This window comes from Moorena sp. SIO3A2 (assembly GCF_010672265.1).
In the GTDB taxonomy this organism is placed as follows: domain Bacteria; phylum Cyanobacteriota; class Cyanobacteriia; order Cyanobacteriales; family Coleofasciculaceae; genus Moorena; species Moorena producens.
In genome coordinates, this window is the sequence record NZ_JAAHHC010000008.1 from 106,991 (window position 1) to 124,115 (window position 17,125).

The 17,125-nt window shown below is 43.5% G+C and carries 17 protein-coding genes and 3 pseudogenes; 2 read left to right on the top strand and 18 right to left on the bottom strand.

Features of this window, described 5'->3' with window-relative positions:
- Window positions 1–266: 266 nt before the first annotated feature.
- The 5 genes from F6K64_RS12325 to F6K64_RS12345 form a co-directional block, all read right to left on the bottom strand.
- Window positions 267–644 carry a hypothetical protein gene (locus F6K64_RS12325; RefSeq protein WP_287251626.1) on the bottom strand — a complete coding sequence of 126 codons (378 nt, stop codon included), beginning with the start codon at window positions 642–644 and terminating at the stop codon, window positions 267–269.
- Window positions 645–878: 234 nt separating this feature from the next.
- Complete coding sequence (locus tag F6K64_RS12330) at window positions 879–1,067, bottom strand: hypothetical protein (protein WP_131827108.1); 189 nt, start codon at window positions 1,065–1,067, stop codon at window positions 879–881.
- Between the two features lie 11 nt (window positions 1,068–1,078).
- Complete coding sequence (locus F6K64_RS12335; RefSeq protein WP_287262781.1) at window positions 1,079–1,264, bottom strand: hypothetical protein; 186 nt, start codon at window positions 1,262–1,264, stop codon at window positions 1,079–1,081.
- A gap of 585 nt (window positions 1,265–1,849) precedes the next feature.
- Window positions 1,850–3,622: an asparaginase gene (locus F6K64_RS12340; RefSeq protein ID WP_081431889.1), complete on the bottom strand. Its 1,773-nt coding sequence runs from the start codon at window positions 3,620–3,622 to the stop codon at window positions 1,850–1,852.
- A gap of 97 nt (window positions 3,623–3,719) precedes the next feature.
- Window positions 3,720–3,872 carry a hypothetical protein gene (locus F6K64_RS12345; RefSeq protein WP_154659891.1) on the bottom strand — a complete coding sequence of 51 codons (153 nt, stop codon included), beginning with the start codon at window positions 3,870–3,872 and terminating at the stop codon, window positions 3,720–3,722.
- A gap of 106 nt (window positions 3,873–3,978) precedes the next feature.
- Between F6K64_RS12345 and F6K64_RS12350 the strand changes: the two genes are divergently transcribed.
- Entirely contained in the window at window positions 3,979–4,407 is a 429-nt protein-coding gene (locus tag F6K64_RS12350; RefSeq protein ID WP_044494509.1) for a DUF29 domain-containing protein, read from the top strand.
- 236 nt (window positions 4,408–4,643) lie between these two features.
- Here the strand turns inward: F6K64_RS12350 and F6K64_RS12355 are convergent, their stop codons facing one another.
- The 10 genes and pseudogenes from F6K64_RS12355 to F6K64_RS12400 form a co-directional block, all read right to left on the bottom strand.
- Window positions 4,644–4,988, bottom strand: a complete 345-nt coding sequence (locus F6K64_RS12355) for a PIN domain-containing protein (RefSeq protein ID WP_438941760.1) — start codon at window positions 4,986–4,988, stop codon at window positions 4,644–4,646.
- A gap of 774 nt (window positions 4,989–5,762) precedes the next feature.
- The gene (locus F6K64_RS12360; protein ID WP_071103302.1) at window positions 5,763–6,101 is read right to left on the bottom strand and encodes a CU044_2847 family protein; all 339 of its coding nucleotides are present in this window, start codon (window positions 6,099–6,101) and stop codon (window positions 5,763–5,765) included.
- Window positions 6,102–6,370: 269 nt separating this feature from the next.
- Window positions 6,371–6,556: pseudogene (locus F6K64_RS12365) on the bottom strand (type II toxin-antitoxin system Phd/YefM family antitoxin); the annotation flags it as partial.
- 42 nt (window positions 6,557–6,598) lie between these two features.
- On the bottom strand, window positions 6,599–7,819 hold the full coding sequence (locus F6K64_RS12370) for an RNA-guided endonuclease InsQ/TnpB family protein (protein ID WP_287265492.1): 1,221 nt from the start codon (window positions 7,817–7,819) through the stop codon (window positions 6,599–6,601).
- 314 nt (window positions 7,820–8,133) lie between these two features.
- A complete protein-coding gene (locus tag F6K64_RS12375; RefSeq protein ID WP_287265494.1) occupies window positions 8,134–9,126 on the bottom strand; it encodes an NAD(P)/FAD-dependent oxidoreductase in 993 nt (330 codons plus the stop codon).
- Window positions 9,127–9,443: 317 nt separating this feature from the next.
- Entirely contained in the window at window positions 9,444–10,097 is a 654-nt protein-coding gene (locus F6K64_RS12380; protein ID WP_071103306.1) for a cupin domain-containing protein, read from the bottom strand.
- 40 nt (window positions 10,098–10,137) lie between these two features.
- The gene (locus F6K64_RS12385) at window positions 10,138–10,899 is read right to left on the bottom strand and encodes an SDR family NAD(P)-dependent oxidoreductase (RefSeq protein WP_008179403.1); all 762 of its coding nucleotides are present in this window, start codon (window positions 10,897–10,899) and stop codon (window positions 10,138–10,140) included.
- Between the two features lie 197 nt (window positions 10,900–11,096).
- Window positions 11,097–11,600, bottom strand: a pseudogene (locus F6K64_RS12390) (alpha/beta hydrolase); the annotation flags it as partial.
- A gap of 137 nt (window positions 11,601–11,737) precedes the next feature.
- Window positions 11,738–12,109 (bottom strand): annotated as a pseudogene (locus F6K64_RS12395) (alpha/beta fold hydrolase); the annotation flags it as partial.
- Between the two features lie 91 nt (window positions 12,110–12,200).
- Entirely contained in the window at window positions 12,201–12,803 is a 603-nt protein-coding gene (locus tag F6K64_RS12400) for a pyridoxamine 5'-phosphate oxidase family protein (RefSeq protein ID WP_008179410.1), read from the bottom strand.
- Window positions 12,804–13,030: 227 nt separating this feature from the next.
- On the opposite strand from F6K64_RS12400, the gene F6K64_RS12405 reads away from it, so the two are divergent.
- Window positions 13,031–13,651, top strand: a complete 621-nt coding sequence (locus tag F6K64_RS12405) for a TetR/AcrR family transcriptional regulator (protein WP_008179412.1) — start codon at window positions 13,031–13,033, stop codon at window positions 13,649–13,651.
- Window positions 13,652–13,802: 151 nt separating this feature from the next.
- On the opposite strand, the gene F6K64_RS12410 is transcribed toward F6K64_RS12405, so the two are convergent.
- The 3 genes from F6K64_RS12410 to ureC form a co-directional block, all read right to left on the bottom strand.
- Window positions 13,803–14,141, bottom strand: coding sequence for a hypothetical protein (locus F6K64_RS12410; protein WP_008179415.1), 339 nt, complete (start codon window positions 14,139–14,141; stop codon window positions 13,803–13,805).
- A gap of 332 nt (window positions 14,142–14,473) precedes the next feature.
- Window positions 14,474–14,788, bottom strand: a complete 315-nt coding sequence (locus tag F6K64_RS12415) for a TMEM14 family protein (RefSeq protein WP_008179418.1) — start codon at window positions 14,786–14,788, stop codon at window positions 14,474–14,476.
- A gap of 473 nt (window positions 14,789–15,261) precedes the next feature.
- A complete protein-coding gene (gene ureC, locus F6K64_RS12420; RefSeq protein ID WP_044492188.1) occupies window positions 15,262–16,980 on the bottom strand; it encodes an urease subunit alpha in 1,719 nt (572 codons plus the stop codon).
- Window positions 16,981–17,125: the final 145 nt, after the last annotated feature.

The following is a 17,125-nucleotide window of genomic DNA, read 5'->3' on the forward strand; positions in this document are numbered from 1 at the left end:
AATCTTAGATGAATTTATCCATTTTTTTTTTAAGGTTGTTCCCTCTTGGGGTTCCTTGTCAGGTGGGTTGTTCGCGTAGCGTGGCCTTTGGCCAAGGTTACAGGTTGAAGGTTACAGGTTGAAGGTTGAAGGTTGAAGGTTACAGGTTGAAGGTTGTTGACCCTGGGGGTTTGAGTCTGGTGGGTTTAAGGTGAGTTTTATGTTAGTCCACCCACAGGTACTTCAATTTGTAATAGGGGAAATAATACATCAAATCTGGTTAGGTTTCAGCAGTTTGCGTTCGCGTAGCGTGGCCGAAAGGCCATCCCATTAAGGATTAGATACCGCAAGGTCAAAAAGTAGGGTGTGTTAGGGGCGCGCCTTGCCATCATATTCAACTTCGTAGCCAGTAGCCCCGTAACGCACCACCACAAGGCTTGCCCTGATTTTCCGCCTCTTTGCGCCTGCTTGGCACAGCCCGCCCGAAAATAATTGTCACGGGCAAGATGCCCGTGCCACAACAACATGCCCGTGCCACAACAACATGCCCGTGCCACAACAACATGCCCATGGTACTTACCGGGTCCGCTACCAAAAGTCGAAAGAACGGGCAAGATGCCCATTCCACGGCAGGATAGATAATCGTGATTTTTTGATGCCATCATGGAAGTAGCTCCTACTTCGTTGGGAGGAAAGCCGCGCTGGGGATGGTTAACGGGCATATCCAGCGCGGTTATTAGTTTCAGCGTCTACTTTCTATACTATACATAACTACTTGAAAAAATGCAAGGGATAATTAATTATTATTACATTTATTTACAATTATTGTGTATCCCATTTTTTTAAATAAATTATGTGTAATTTATGGTTAGGTTTTTCCTTAGTTTAGCCGTTAGCTATTACCTGATATAGTTAGGGAGGGTGGGCAGTGCTTGAAACCAATAAAAACAGATAGCGATCGCATTAATAGCACTGCCCACCTCAGGATTAATCACAATCGAAAAAGTTAGGGAGGGTGGGCAGTGCTTGAAACCAATAAAAACAGATAGCGATCGCATTAATAGCACTGCCCACCCTAGGATTATCAATTTTGGCTCTCCTAGAAAAAGTTAGGGAGGGTGGGCAGTACTTGAAACCGATAAAAACAGATAGCGATCGCATTAATAGCACTGCCCACCTCAGGATTAATCACAATCGAAAAAGTTAGGGAGGGTGGGCAGTGCTTGAAACCAATAAAAACAGATAGCGATCGCATTAATAGCACTGCCCACCCTAGGATTATCAATTTTGGCTCTCCTAGGGTGGCTATGATAAATTAGTATAAAATAATCGCCATAGCCCTTACTAAGTAAGGTTTTGAGCCCACCTCAGGATTAATCACAATCGAAAAAGTTAGGTAGGGTGGGCAGTGCTTGAAACTGATAATAATAGCTAGGGTCCCCATTAATAGGCACTGCCCACCCTAGGATTATAAATTTTGTACTCTTGAATTCAACTAAAACAGTTTCTAGCCTAATGAGGTAGACAATATTTTTTATCTGTTCCCTGATCAGTCAATCCCGTAGGGTCTCCTGATGGAGTATCCCGTAGTTCCTGTCTGGTGGGCAGTGGATCAGATAGATTTACCAAGCTTGCCAATCCCCTTAGCCACTGCCCACCCTACGATTCTAATTATCATGTCCGGATAATTACCTGGTGGGCAGTGGATCAGATAGATTTACCAAGCTTGCTAATCCCCTTAGCCACTGCCTACCCTACGATTCTAATTATCATATCCGGATAATTCCCCTTAATCAAAATCTCCCCCATCTCCCCATCTCCCCATCTCCCCACCCTACCGTTAATTATGGATATTCAAGCGGACTTGATATTATTTCTTCTTGCCCTTACCCTGGGATTTATGTTTGCCCTTACCCTGGGACTGTTCGGGGGAAATCGGTTCGGGATAAATATAGACAGGCTCTTTGCCGTAATTCTGGATATAAAGTTTGGTGCCACCATCAGTAGTTTCACCTTCTAGGATCAGCTTGGATGAGCGGGTGTCAGGATCTGGTTGCGCCGGTGCCTGATAAACAGCTTGGTTGTCCCGGTCATAGAAGATTAATTGACCGTCTTCTTGCATATGCAATTGACCGGGCAACTTGGCAGAGCTGGGATCCTCAAGCAAAACGAAAGGCTGTTCTAAGCTAGTGCCACTTAAGACTGGACCCTGTCCGGGCTCGTTGGTCAAAATGGCAGTGCCATCAAGAGCCATAATCGTCTCTCCCGGCGCTAAGAAGCCTTCTCCTCTGGCATCGAGAACGTTGACATCCATAATCTCGCCGACGAGATTGGTCATCATCAGTTCTTTAATCTTGTATTGATCCCAGTTATAGTATTTAGCTAAGAGCTTTAAGTAAGTCAGCTTGCTGGCAGCCGCAATTGGGGTCATATCATAAGCACCAACTGCTCCTACCTGACTCAGCCAGGAACCTGCTGCATAAGTCTGGGAATTGACAATCCCGCTGAGAACCTGTGTACAGTCAACGATCACCGTACCGTTGTTATTAGCTTCTTGGAGAGTTTTATAAATCGCCCCATTCTCAGGAGTGTCTGGATTGCCAGAAGGGAAATTCCCTGCCCCATAAGACTCCAGAATTAAACCATCTACTCCCTGATTAATACAGGCCGCCAGCATATCCCCAAGTACGCTGGTATTGGGGTCAGTAGAGACATCATAATAGGCGGGGAAAGCGGAAAAGGGAAGAACGGTAGTGTCGTTAATATTATCGTTAATGTAGGTTAGTTGAGCCAATAAAGCGTCATAAGCAGGCTCGCCCTGGACAGAGAGTGCCAGGGAGGGGTCTGTGGGCAAGGGGCGCACGAGTTTGTTGTTCACGTCAAACTCTAACCCATATTCCCCAATATTGGGATAGTTGGGAGTGGAGAAGGCTTTGAACTCACTGGCGTTGGTCTTGACCGTGCGATTGCCCCTCATTAAGGTGGAATCAAAGTACAGACAAACTTCAGGTACACCTTCACAACAGGAGGTTACGGCACCACAGACGTTTTGGAGTGCATCGGTGTTGAAACGTACAGTATAGGAAGAGTCCGCTTTCTCTACAAATAGTGGCAGTTGGGACCCAGTCACAACCACCGGCTTGCTCAACAAAGCGTTATAGTTGCCATCGCTATCCAGCCCCGTCATCAAAAACGACAGTATCGAAGCCGTCCAAGCCATGGTGTCCGTGCCATGGAGCACAATAAAAGCCTGATAGCTGCCGTAGGCTTCTAGGATTGCCATCGCAATTGTACACCAGTCTTTCGGCTGCAAGTTGGTACTGTCGAGAGTGCTGTTATTCGGACCAAACCCGATATCAATATAACCAATGGTACAATCGGGATATTGACTTTGAATAATCGGCAAAATATTCTCATCAAACGCCTTTTGGAAACCAACAGTATCTAGTGGATACAGCCCATCAGGTCCCTGCACAGAACCAATCGTGCCCCCTGTGTATAAAATCCCTATGTTCATTAAACAATTAGAAAATTTGTTTGCTACTAAAGTATACAGAATTGATGGAAAAAGGGAACAGGGAGTCGGGAGTTGGCAGTTGGGAGTCGGGAGTCGGGAGTCGGGAGTCGGGGAAAGAGTTACCATAGAGGAATACTCCTTTTTTACGCCGCCATCGCTTATATTTGTAAGCCTATAGCCAAGTTAATAAAGAGTTACCAACTCCACAAATACTACAGTTAGCCTAGAAGCGCGATCGCATCTGCCAATCCATGACAGCAGTAGGGTGGGCAGTGGCTGATGATATAGATTCACGGCTGCTGGCGATTCTCTGTGGAATGGGCATCTTGCGTGGAACTGGCATCTTGCCAGTTTCAATATATTTTCGTGCGGGCATCCTGCCCACTCTACTATTTTCGTGCGGGCATCCTGCCCACTCTACTCCTATTCATTCTAAGACTGACGCAACGTCAAAATCTGAAATAACATTAGTATCTAAAATCATGAAAACCTACACCTCTTATGACACTGACTACTATCAATGGATAAACGAAACGGTAGAAAATCTCCGAAACCGTAATTTTAGTGAAGTGGACTGGGATAATTTAATTGAAGAAATTGAAAGCATGGGTAAAAGTGAAAAACGAGCATTATTGAGTCTTTTAACCCGTCTTTTAGAACACTTGCTGAAACTGGCTTATTGGAAGTCTGAACAAGAACAAAACAGGAATCATTGGGCGGCTGAAGTGGTTAACTTTCGCGCCCAAATTAAAACTATTATTGAGGATAGCCCTAGCCTTCGTACTCAACTGGAAATTTTCTACAACAAAGCCCATCCTAGTGCGGTAAAATCCGTTTCTAAACTGTTTACACTTCCTCCAGAAGCGGAAATTGATTTCACACAAGCTTTGGATGAGGATTGGTTTCCATAACGCTTTGCGAGTTGTTTAAGTACATAGTTATGGTTGTTTAGGGAACAGGGAACAGGGAACAGGGAACAGTAAATAGAGCAATTGGCCTCTAAAATATTTTTGTTTCTGGGAAATTAATAAGCATAATTTATGGTTTTTGCGCACTACTAAAGCGTTTTTAATAACTATAAATTACACATAATTTTCCCCCAATTACCGATTTCCGATTCCCTGTTTCCTACGTTACAAAACTTTAGTTATGTTACTCTATAGTCCCAGGGATTGATAATGGCAATATTACAGTTTTTAAAATCATCAACATTCCGAGTAGCAAGGGTAGCATGATGGCTATAACAAATAGCTGCAATTTGAGCATCGGCTTGAGAAATTGGTTGTCCTATTTTTTTTCTTTCGCATGCAATTGATGCAAAACTTACAGCCGCTTTTTGGTCAAAGTAAAGAATACGGCCTGAGAAGTCTTCTGTAAACATTAAGTTAGCCGCTTTTTGCAGTTCATCTTGTCTTTTACCTTGGGGTAAAATAGCCAGGGTAAGCGCAAGAAAAAATTGCCCATAATGTGCATTGGCTGGATATCGGTTGATCGTGGCTCGAAACCCCTATAATCTCGTAGAACTTGATTCTCAATAGAGTTTAATAGTTGAGAATGATCCCCTTTTTTTCTCAATAAGCTACAGCTTATTGATTCTTGCGCTTACCCTGGGTAAAATAGCAATACCATACATAATTTCGGCTTGAGTGATGGTAGTAGTATATAAGTTGGTTATGAGTTGTTGAGATGTCCAGTTAGAGACACTTACTGAACAGCTATAGCAATTCTCATAGCTATGAGGTACACAATTTCGGGATTTTAGGTAATAGGTAATAGGTAATAGGTAATAGGTAATAGGTAATAGGTAATAGGTAATAGGTAATAGGTAATAGGTAATAGGTAATAGGTAATAGGTAATAGGTAATAGGTAATAGGTAATAGGTAATTTAGTGCTAAATTAACATCAATAGCTTCTTAAGCTTATTATAGCGTTAATTCAACGTAAAATTGACTTGGTCAATTTGATCGCTGAAAAGCAGTGCCTGAGAAAGTTTCAAGTTTTTGGAGAGGTCTAATAGAGGTTTTGAACAATTCAAAGGAATTAGTGTTATGGTTAGCCATTGAGTTATTTAGGGGACTTCCGTGAAAAAAAAATACCAATTAAAGTAGGGTGGGCAAAGTTCTATTATCTAGAATACTCACCCATAACCAAACTTTTTTTGCCCACCTTCCGTGAAAAAAAAATACCAATTAAAGTAGGGTGGGCAAAGTTCTATTATCTAGAATACTCACCCATAACCAAACTTTTTTTGCCCACCCTACAAGCTTATTTAGATTTATCTTGGGACCATTTCAGAGTAATTTCGTAGCTAACTTCACCACCGACAGAGGTAAAGATTGCCCCAGCATCAGCAGTGAGGGTCAACCCAAATTTCACCTCTACTTGATCAGCAGGAGTATCAAGGTCACGCAATTTGGAAATAATCGTAGACGCCACAGGTTTAACCTTTTCCAATGCTTCTTCAAAGGACTGTTGAGCTTTAAGCACATACTTCCCAGAGGGTAAAGCTACCCGTTCAATGGCGTTGCTTTCTGGTTCTTCCACCTCCACCAGGAAGGTAGTGCCATCGGACAAGGAAAATTCAGCCAGCTGTTTTTCTTTCATTAGTATGATTGAGGCTATAAATAACTCTACCAATAAGGTGCGCGTTATTAACGCACCCTACTAGTTATAACGTTTTGAGTCCAGTTTTCCGGAAGTCCTGCCAGTACATCTAGCAGCTGATCTCACCCCAGACCGATCACCGGATTATCCCTTACTCCTCTTAATCGACCAGTCCCTTAACCCCTGAGAACCAACCGTCAACGGTCAACAGTTAACTTCTCCCCCACTACTCCAATTTTTTGGGATCCTTAAGTACTTGGCGACTAAACTTAATCGTCCATTCCATCTAAATTCTTCAAGAATTCTTCCTCGGATACCCAATCATCTGCCTGTTCTGCTGCTTTTACTGATTGCACAAAACCAGGTATCGATTGTAAGTAAAGGGTTTCCTGCAAACTATCCCAATCCTCTTTAGACAGCAAAACAGCATTTCCTTTTCTACTGGTAATTTGTCGTGTTGACATCCTCCCCGGCGTGAACGCGCGGGGATTCCCACATCACTGTGAGACTTTCCTCTTTCTACGAGCTGACTTACTTGCTTGAGTTTCCCCATTTAAGCAGAGATCAATCTCTCCAGAGGCGTTGATTTCCGTCTGCCCGACGGTATTTGAAAGTTGCTTAAGTGCTGACTTGAGAATATTAATCGCGGCATTTTCGTCTCTGTCTGCCACATAACCACAGTGATGGCATTTATGGGTTCTAGTGCTTAAAGTTTTAACAACTTTCTCACCGCAATTAGAGCAGTTTTGGGAAGTATAAGCGGGTTCAACAGCGATAACCGGAACTCCATAAACTTTGCCAAAATACTCTAACCATTCTCTAAATCTATACCAAGCAGCATCACTAATAGACTTGGCTAGCTTATGGTTTTTCACCATGTTTCGGATCCGTAGGTTCTCAATTGCTACCAAGTCGTTAGACTGGATGACGTGTTGGGCTAATTTACAAACCCAATCGTTACGTCTGCGTGAAACCAACAGATGCATTCTACCTAATCGATTTCTGGCTTTTTTGCGGTTTTGACTTCCTTTCTTAGTTCTGGATAATCGACGTTGTAGTTTCTTAATTCGACGTTCGTCTTGTCTCAGGAACCGAGGGTTGTCTATCTGTTCGCCAGATGAATCAGTGTAGAAATGGTTTAAACCTAGATCTAGCCCAATTTGTTGGCCTGTTAGTTCTTTTTTCTGCTCTCGTTGATGGTCGATCATAAATTGAGCATAATACCCATCGTGTCTTCTGACAACTCTAACTCGTTTAATTTGTTTGAGTTGATAGAAGTGTAGATTTCGACTTCCCCAAAGCTTAAAAGTACCTGCATTAAATTTGTCAGAGAATGTTAAATAGCGTCTATCCTCTGAGAGTTTCCATCCAGATGTTTTGTATTCAACAGATGCTCTGACTTGATACTTCTTGAACTTAGGATAGCCTTTCTTCCCTGGTATCTTATGCTTACAATGTTGATAGAATCGTTCAATTGCTGACCATGCTCTTTCTGCATGTGCCTGTCGTGCCATAGAGTTGAGCTTTTTTGCCCAAGGAAACTGAGGATTGTCAGACAATACCTTACAGTAGCTATAGGCATGATTGCGGCTTTTTATTTTACCATCCATCCAGGCTTTGATGATGCTATTTCGGACAAAACGACCCGTACGGATAGCTAGATCTAAGCTTCTGTACTGGGATTGTGTTCCTTCTAGCTTCATCTCATAGATGATCATGTTTATGATTGTCGCTTCAGATCAAATATTATACCAGAAAGTTAACCGTCCTAGAAGGAAGGGGCTTTAGACCCGCTTTTCTTGGTAAATGATCTTTATTGACTTGTTCGAGCAAGCCAAACAAATTGGCTCTAGCTTCGCTGGCACTGAGAATTTTCATAGACCATCTAACTAATGTACAACATATTGTACCACTTCCAAAAGCAATGCAGTCGCTCCTCATAAGCGACTGCATCAACACAATATAGCAGGGGAAGGAAAGGAAAAATTGGCTCAAACTCAGACATTCACGGTCTGGAGCTGCTAAAACCTGATCACCGCAAAACCCTATCAGTATTAGAAGCTTTAGGAGGCTGACTACGTCGGATATCCCGCCAAATTTGAGTAGCTGCTAAGGCTCCATCGGCAGCAGCAATGACAACCTGATTCAGTCCTACCTTTAAATCACCAATGGCAAAGATACGAGGATGGGAAGTGCGGGCCATTTTATCTGTAACCAGATTCCCTCCCTTCTTCTCCAAATCAAATGTGTCTAGATATTGGGCATGATATTTGGAGCCCATAGAAATCAAGCCAGCTTCCAACTCAATTACTCCACCATCCGTTAATTCTACTCCAGTCATCTGATGGTCTTCCCCTAAAAATTGCTCAACTGGGGTTTCTATGATTTCATAACCCTGTTGTTGTATTTTTTGTCGCAATTCATCATTGACCTCGAACAATCCTTGGGTAAATAAAGTAATTTCAGAAGTAAACCAACCCAGAGGAAAAACTACTTCCGCATTACCTGCCGTGCTGGCAAATACTCCCACCTTTTTATCAGCCATTTCATAACCATCACAAATCAGACACACATGGAGGTTATAACCTGCGTAGTCATAGACATTTCGCATATTTTCCAAGGCTGGCAAATAGTCAATAATGCCACTAGCAGCAATCAGGTATTTAGCCCGAAAGGTATAGTATTCACTATTGTTTCGACCGACTTTTACTCGTACAGCAAACGTCTCACCTTCATCAATTACTTCTTCAACAAAATCATCTATTAAATCGCCACCGATAGACAAATAATGCTCTTTACCTTGTCTAAGAACAGAACGACCAGGAGTATCGGGAGGTAAACCCAAGTAATTGTGGAGTTCCTGCATCCAAAAAGAGCGGGCTTTGCCTTTATCAATAATCAAAGTATTGAGTAAGTAACGCTGGAGATAGATTCCAGCAGAGAGACCTCCTGCGCCACCTCCCACAATAATCGTGTCGTAAATTTTGTCAGTGGATTCTTGAAGATTTTGTTTTTTGAGTTTCATGATATTACCTCTGTAGTGGGTTGGAATAAAATCTATCGTAAGCATTCAGCGGTCAGTGCTCAGTGCTCAGTGCTCAGCAGTCAGCTGATGTAACAGAGATTAAGCCAATGCTTACCTGTTTTATTCAAAAGCTGAAAGGTAAGCATTCAGGCGTCAGGCGTCAGCCGTCAGCCTTTAGCTGAAAGCTGATAACTGATAGCTGATAGCTGATAACTGATAGCTAATAGCTGATAGCTGATAGCTGATAGCTGATAGCTGATAGCTGATAGCTGATAGCTGATAGCTGAATACTTAAACTATTCAAATGAAATTTGAAATTAATTGAGATGTCCTGTTTTAACGTAAATTAAACAGCCTTCTTTACTAAAGGGAGTATGAGTACTGCCATGAGGATTGCGTATCCAAGTTCCTTTAGGATAAGTTCCATGTTCATCTTCAAACACCCCTTCAATCACATAAATTTCTTCTCCACCAAAATGACTATGGTGTTTAAAAACAGTTCCAGGTTCCCATTTGACCAGAGCAACATTCTCTGTACTATGAGTATGTAAGGGCATTACCTGTAATCCTTTAACTAAACCTGGAACCCAAGAGTTGTTAGTTGTATCGATTACTACTCGCTCTTGATCGTCAGGAGACATTTGCCATAGTTTCACCAGAATCGTACAACCTGATTCACTTTTAGGAGTATGGCTTGAACCTACGGGATTGCGGACATAAGTACCAGAGGGATAATCTCCTTTTTCATCAGAAAATATGCCATCTAAAACTAGAAATTCTTCACCACCACCATGAGTATGAGCAGAAAAGAAACTACCAGTTTCATAGCGAACCAGAGAGGTTGCTCTAGCTACTTCCTCTCCATCCCTTTCCAACATCCGACGCTGTACACCGGCCATAGGAGAATCAACCCAAGGTAGCTCTTCGCTATAGACAACAACTCGTTGACTTAAATCTGCATGAATCTGCATGGCAACCTCCTGACATTATGTTTATTGTTGGAATCTCTAATTATTGCTTGAGATTGCTAGTACCATCACCACCAGCATCAACCCCACCATCCACAGGAAGAATCACGCCGGTAACCCAATTGGCATTAGCCAGATACAGCACTGCATCAGCAATATCTTTCGGTGTGCCAACTCTGCCAAGAGGCTGCTGCTGATTCAAATCATCCACAGTTTCTTGGTTCACTTCCCCCAGCAATGGTGTAAGAACAATGCCAGGGGCTACAGCATTAATCCGAATCTTGTCTGCTGCTAGCTCCACAGATAAGTTTTTTACCATTGCTGTGATAGCAGCCTTCGCCATAATCGGTGCAGAAGACGGCAAAGCCTTAATCCCATTAAATGCAAGTATTGTACTGATGTTGACGACCGCGCCGCCATCCCCCTGCTTTCTCATCTGTTTGACGGTTTCCTGGGTTAGTGCAAAAGTACCCCTTACATATCCCAGGTACCGTGAGAGCTCGTCAATTGTGTAATCAGTGAAGTTCTTGACGGCAAAGATGCCTGCATTATTAATCAAAACATCAACTCTACCAAACTTGGCAACGGTCTCAGTAACCATTTTAGGAGCGAATGTAGGATCAGTAATGTCCCCTGCTATAATCTGGATGCGATCAGGCTGATTCAGCTTTTGGGCTGCACTTTCAAGCTTTGAGAGAGTTCTGCCATTGATCATTACATTTGCCCCAGTGTTCAGAAACCCTTCAGCAATTGCATAGCCTATGCCAGTTGCGCCACCTGTAATAATAACAGTTTGAGTGGCCATACTATTTACCTCCAATTTAGTTCAACGATTCTTATCGGTTTACACCTCATGACAGCTAAGTAGTGGGAAATAACTAAGACTAATTGTTAGCTCTGTCTAAAGTTTTGCCAATGTTGACAAAACTTTAGACAGAGCTAACAATTTTTGTCCGACTACTTATACTGTCATTATACCTAATTATGGACTAATTTTCCTGACTACTTAGGGGAATTAGAACGAACAAAGTTGCGAATGTAATTAGCAATCAACTCTAGATCTTCCTCAAGGGCAAAATGACCGGTATCTAGGATATGGAATTCGAGGTTTTTGAGATCCCGCTTGTAGGGATGGGCTCCTTCTTCGGGAAAGATGTAGTCACCTTTGCCCCAAACAATTAGGGTTGGAGGTTGAAACTGACGGAAATATTCCTGCCATTGTGGGTAGAGACTCGGGTTAGTACCATAGCTGTAAAACAGTTCCAATTGAATTTCTTTGTTGCCAGGACGGTCGAGCAAATATTGGTCGTGGAACCAATTGTCTGGAGCAATGGTTTCTGGATTGCGCACTCCATTAGTGTATTGCCACTTAGTCGATTCGAGGGTTAGAAAATCCGCTAGAACTTGAGCATTTTCAGGAGTTTTGTCCTGCCAGTAAGCCTTGAGTGGTTCCCAAAACTCTCGCAAACCTTCTTCATAGGCATTACCATTCTGCACAATCAGCCCTAGGGCGTGTTTTCAAAGTTTTCGGCAAGATTATGATCCCCCCCAGCCCCCCTTAAAAAAGGGGGGAGCCATACTCAAAGTCCCCCTTTTTTAAGGGGGACCAACGGGGGATCTCCGAGTTTGAAGACACGCCCTAGCACTTTGTTGGGATATTTGCTAGCTAGACGGTAACCTACTGGTGCGCCATAGTCCATCACATAGAGAAAGTATTGTTGTAAATCCAATTTAATCGTCAACTTTTCGACGATATCTGCCAATTTATCAAAGCTATATTCAAATTCATCAACCTTCGGCATGGAACTGGCACCAAAACCAGGATAATCTGGGGCAATCAGGTGGAATTCGTCTGCAAGGGCGGGAATTAGATTTCGGAACATGTGGGAGGAAGTAGGAAATCCATGTAACAAGAGGATGGTAGGGGCGTTTTTGGAGCCAGCTTCCCGATAGAAAATATCAAGTCCATGGCCAAAAGGCCACGCTACGCGAACAATCTCAATAGTTTTGTGCATTGTGGTGTTTAGGTTAGTCATGATGATTACGTTCCTTGGTGATAATTGATTTAGTTTTTACAGTTCAAACTAGATGAGGAGAGCTTCAATTTTAGGGAGAAAGTTGAGCTAGTTGTTTCTCTAACTCTTGAATGCGAGCTTCTAGGGAAGCTTTCATTTGGGCAAATTCTTCTTCTGAATAACGAATCGGGATATGTTGGGGACAATTCCAGTCAAATGCCTCAACTTTAATTATGAATACTCGTCCCAATTCCGCCTGATAATTAGGATCGGCTAATTGATTGAGCAGTTGTGGGTCGTTATCAATAACTTGAGCCCTTCCCCAAATCTTTAATCGGCGACGGTGAGCGTAATCCATCAAAAATAGAAAAACGCGATCGCTTTCAGACAAGTTACCGACACTGATGTATTGCAGATTTCCTTGAAAATCCACAAAACCCAAGGTTTTATCATCCAGAACTTTGAGGAATCCTTTGGGCCCTCCACGAAACTGGATGTAAGGCCAACCGTTACTGTTGACCGTACCCATATAGAAACTATCCCGTGCAGCGATAAATTCTGTTTCTTTAGCAGTCAGAGTATCTGTGCTGATGCCTCGTTTGGCGAATTGGTCATAAATTTCCCGAGAGCCGTAGCGGGTTTGAGCGTTTTTGACTCCAGGGGTAAAAGCAATATTGGTAAATTGTCGTGCCATCAGAAATCCCCTTATTTATCTAGACCGTTATTTATGTAAGCTGCATTTATGTAGACCGGTCTGTCTATTTTTAGGTTAATAGACAGGTCTGTATAAAGTCAAGGATTTTCCGCTGATTTTTTTGTAAAGTTTTGTTAAGCAGTGCCCGATAGTCACAGGACACTGAGGAGGGGAAAGTGTTAGCCTAAACTAGACAGACTTGTCTATTCAAATCTGATTCAGTAACCATGACCAAATTGACTTCATCTCGTAAACCAGTTCGCGATCGCATTTTAGAGAAAGCCTCTGAGCTCTTTTACAAAGAGGGTATTCAGAATGTGGGGATTGATCGCATCATTTCCGAGTCTGGTGTGGCCAAGATGTCACTTTACAACCACTTCAAATCGAAGGATGCTCTGATTGAAGCATTCCTACGACAGCGGGGCGAGAGCTGGCGTGCCTGGTTTATAGAAACTGTTGCCCAACATAGTTCAGATCCCAAAGAGCGTCTATTAGCAATCTTTGATGTGCTTCAATTATGGTTTGAGGCTCCAGATTTTCGCGGCTGTGCTTTCATTAACGCTACTGTAGAGTTGGCCAAGCCCAATCACCCAGGTTATCAGGCGGCTTTGGAGCACCAACAAGCGGTTTATGCCTATATTCTCGATCTGGCTCAAGCTACAGGCATTACTGATCCTGAATTATTGGCTCGACAGTTTTTACTGCTTGTGCAAGGCTCAATTGTTGTAGCGATGATGGAGGGGAACTCCATAGCAGCAGCACAAGGGAAAACCGTTGCTTCAGGATTATTAGGGAATAGGGAGTCGGGAGTCGGGAGTCGGGAGTCGGGAAGTCAGAAGAGGGAATAGGGAAATGCGATCGCACTGGTTTGTGGACGGTTGAGGGTCAATCAAAAAACCGTTGCGTCAATGGTGTAGATTAAATCAAGATCAACTATGACCAAGTCAACTATCGAGTTGTCGCTTTTTTCCCCGCGCCAAGCACGGGGGTTTTCAGCTTTCAAGAACTCTTCATAAATATGAAAGAGAAGATGGAAATTAGGACAACACCAATAACGAGATTCTCGACAGGTAGGGTAGATTGAGGGTTTTCAAGAAAATTGACTGTCGGTCTGACCACATTTTCCAGATTTATGGGATTGTTAAACTGGACTTCTTGGAAATAAGAATAACTAGGCTCATAACTAGGCTCTTGGGGATTGATGAACACTAGAGAAACAGTTTGAGCCATCGGACTCACTTCGGCTAATTCTTCAAAAACCAAGTTACGGGTGCCGTTAGCAGTCCTGGCGATGGCTGGACTGGTTGAGTTATAATAGATATCTGTGGTGAGAGACACTTGACTAATAAGTAGTACTATAACTAAGGTTACAGGTAAAGCACCGCCTAGGCTATAGGGGTTTCTAGTCCAATCATACCATTAATAGATAAGATTAATAGATACGATTTATACTGAACAACTAAGACAGGAATAAAACTAAGCTCAAAGGAAGTTTAGGGACTAAGACTGTTGGCATTTTGCACTTATCAGCACGAGACCGATGTACACAGATACCGGATAGACTCAGAGAACGTCTATCGGTTAGTCTATCCTGTATCTGTATGTAAAAACCCATGGTGTGCTTTTCTGGTTGATCAAATGCATTCAGGGGGGACTATCCAAGCATGGTTTTAAGCCATAGCTGGATAAAGCATCACCCCTAGAGACACCACACCAGCAATGATCATGAGTCCAGCTGGCATAAACTTGCGAGTTTTAGCGAGCCGGATCGCAAAGACAATCACCAGTGCAGCTGCTACGGCTATCCCTAAGGTTTGTGCCCAGGGTTGTTCTTGAAGCTGCATTATTCCAGCAAATATTAGCAATAAACCGCTAATTACACCAGAAATGAGAGATATTTTGCTTTTGGCTTTAGCATAGCCCATGATTCCCCCAATCAGGGCTAAGATGCCGTATAAGAGTACTGCTGCAATACTTAGATTCATCATTAAATTTTTTGTCAAACTGAACTCAGTTATACCTCTAGCTCGATACTTCTTTGGTCAAGTCAGCAGAAAACTTAACATTAGGGAGTAGGGAGTAGGGAGTAGGGAGTAGGGAGATTGGATGCAGTCATTAATCGTAGGGTGGGCAGTGCCTAGCAACGGGATTGGCAAGCTTGGTCAATCTGTCTGATCCACTGCCCACCCTACATGAACCAAGCTGATTGAGACTGGTGCCAGATGTCAGGAGTAGGGAGATTGGATGCAGTCATTAATCCTAGGGTGGGCAGTGCCTAGCAACGGGATTGGCAAGCTTGGTCAATCTGTCTGATCCACTGCCCACCCTACATGAACTTGGTGAGGTACATTTTTAATTTTAGGCAAGAGGCAAGAGGCAAGAGGCAAGAGGCAACATAAAAAAAATATTGTGTACCTCATTAATCTAAAAAATGCTCTAGTGATTGACTAGCAACTAATCAAAATAAGAAGTAACGCTGTGCCATGGGTAAAACCGTTGCGGGCTCGCATGTTAATAATTCCCCATCAGCTCTGACTTCATAGGTTTCTGGGTTGACCTCAATCTGTGGCAAGGCATCGTTGAGTTTCATGTCGGTCTTGCTCAAGTTGCGGGTGTTGGAAACGGCAACAGCGGATTTTTGTAAGCCAATTTGAGCTGGGATGTCTTGGTCTAAGGCAGCTTGGGACACAAAGGTAACGGATGTGGCTGCGATCGCACCACCAAAACTACCAAACATCGGACGCATATGAATCGGCTGGGGTGTGGGAATACTAGCATTGGCATCACCCATTTGGGACCATGCGATCGCACCACCTTTAATCACTATCTCTGGCTTGACTCCAAACATGGCTGGACGCCACAGACACAAATCCGCTAGCTTCCCTTCTGCGATGGAACCGACATAATTAGCAATTCCGTGAGCGATCGCAGGATTAATCGTATACTTGGCAACGTAACGCTTGGCTCGGAAATTGTCATTTTCCCCAGTTTCCCCAGTAGTGGTGGATAACACTCCCCGTTGCACTTTCATTTTGTGGGCTGTCTGCCAGGTACGGATAATCACTTCACCCACCCGTCCCATGGCTTGAGAATCAGAGGCAATCATACTAAAAGCCCCTAAATCATGAAGGATATCCTCAGCAGCAATAGTTTCCCGACGAATCCGGGACTCAGCGAAGGCCACATCTTCAGGAATCCCCCGGTCTAGGTGATGGCACACCATGAGCATATCGAGATGTTCTTCTAGGGTATTAACGGTATAGGGACGGGTAGGATTGGTAGAAGAGGGCAATACATTAGCTTCACTACACACTTTAATAATATCTGGAGCATGACCGCCCCCTGCTCCTTCGGTGTGGTAGGTGTGAATGACTCGGTTTTTGAAGGCAGCAATGGTATTTTCCACAAACCCAGCTTCATTAAGGGTATCGGTATGAATTGCCACCTGGACATCAAACTGATCCGCCACACTTAAACAGGTATCAATAGCCGCTGGAGTAGTGCCCCAGTCTTCGTGCAGCTTCAATCCCATGGCACCTGCTATCACTTGTTCCTGTAATCCCTCGGGTTTAGCACTATTGCCTTTCCCTAAAAACCCTAGATTCACAGGAAATGCATCCGCAGCTTGCAGCATCCGGTGAATATTCCAAGCACCAGGAGTACAGGTTGTGGCGTTAGTGCCAGTGGCTGGACCTGTACCACCGCCGATCATAGTAGTGATACCAGATGCGATCGCAGTTTCAATCTGTTGGGGACAAATAAAGTGAATGTGAGCATCAATCCCCCCTGCTGTGACAATCATGCCTTCCCCAGCAACTGCTTCGGTGCTAGGACCAATAATAATAGTGACATTGTCCTGGATGTAGGGATTTCCAGCTTTGCCAATGTTAACTATTTTGCCATCTTTAATACCAATATCGGCTTTAACAATACCCCACCAATCCAGGATTAGGGCGTTAGTGATCACCAAATCCACAGCACCCTCGGCGCGGGAGATGGGGGATTGTCCCATCCCATCTCTAATCACTTTACCACCACCGAATTTAACTTCATCACCATAGGTGGTGTAGTCCTGTTCCACTTCGATCACTAGTTCTGTATCAGCCAAGCGGATGCGATCGCCTACGGTAGGACCATAAGTTTCGGCGTAGGCACGACGATCCATACGATAACTCATCAACAACTCCTTGATTAAGGGTAATAGGTAATGGGTAATGGGTAATAGGTAATGGGTAATGGGTAATGGGTAATGGGTAATGGGTAATGGGGAATTTTATCCCCTCGGCCAAACTCTGGGATTACCTCTGGGTAGCGCTTGCTTT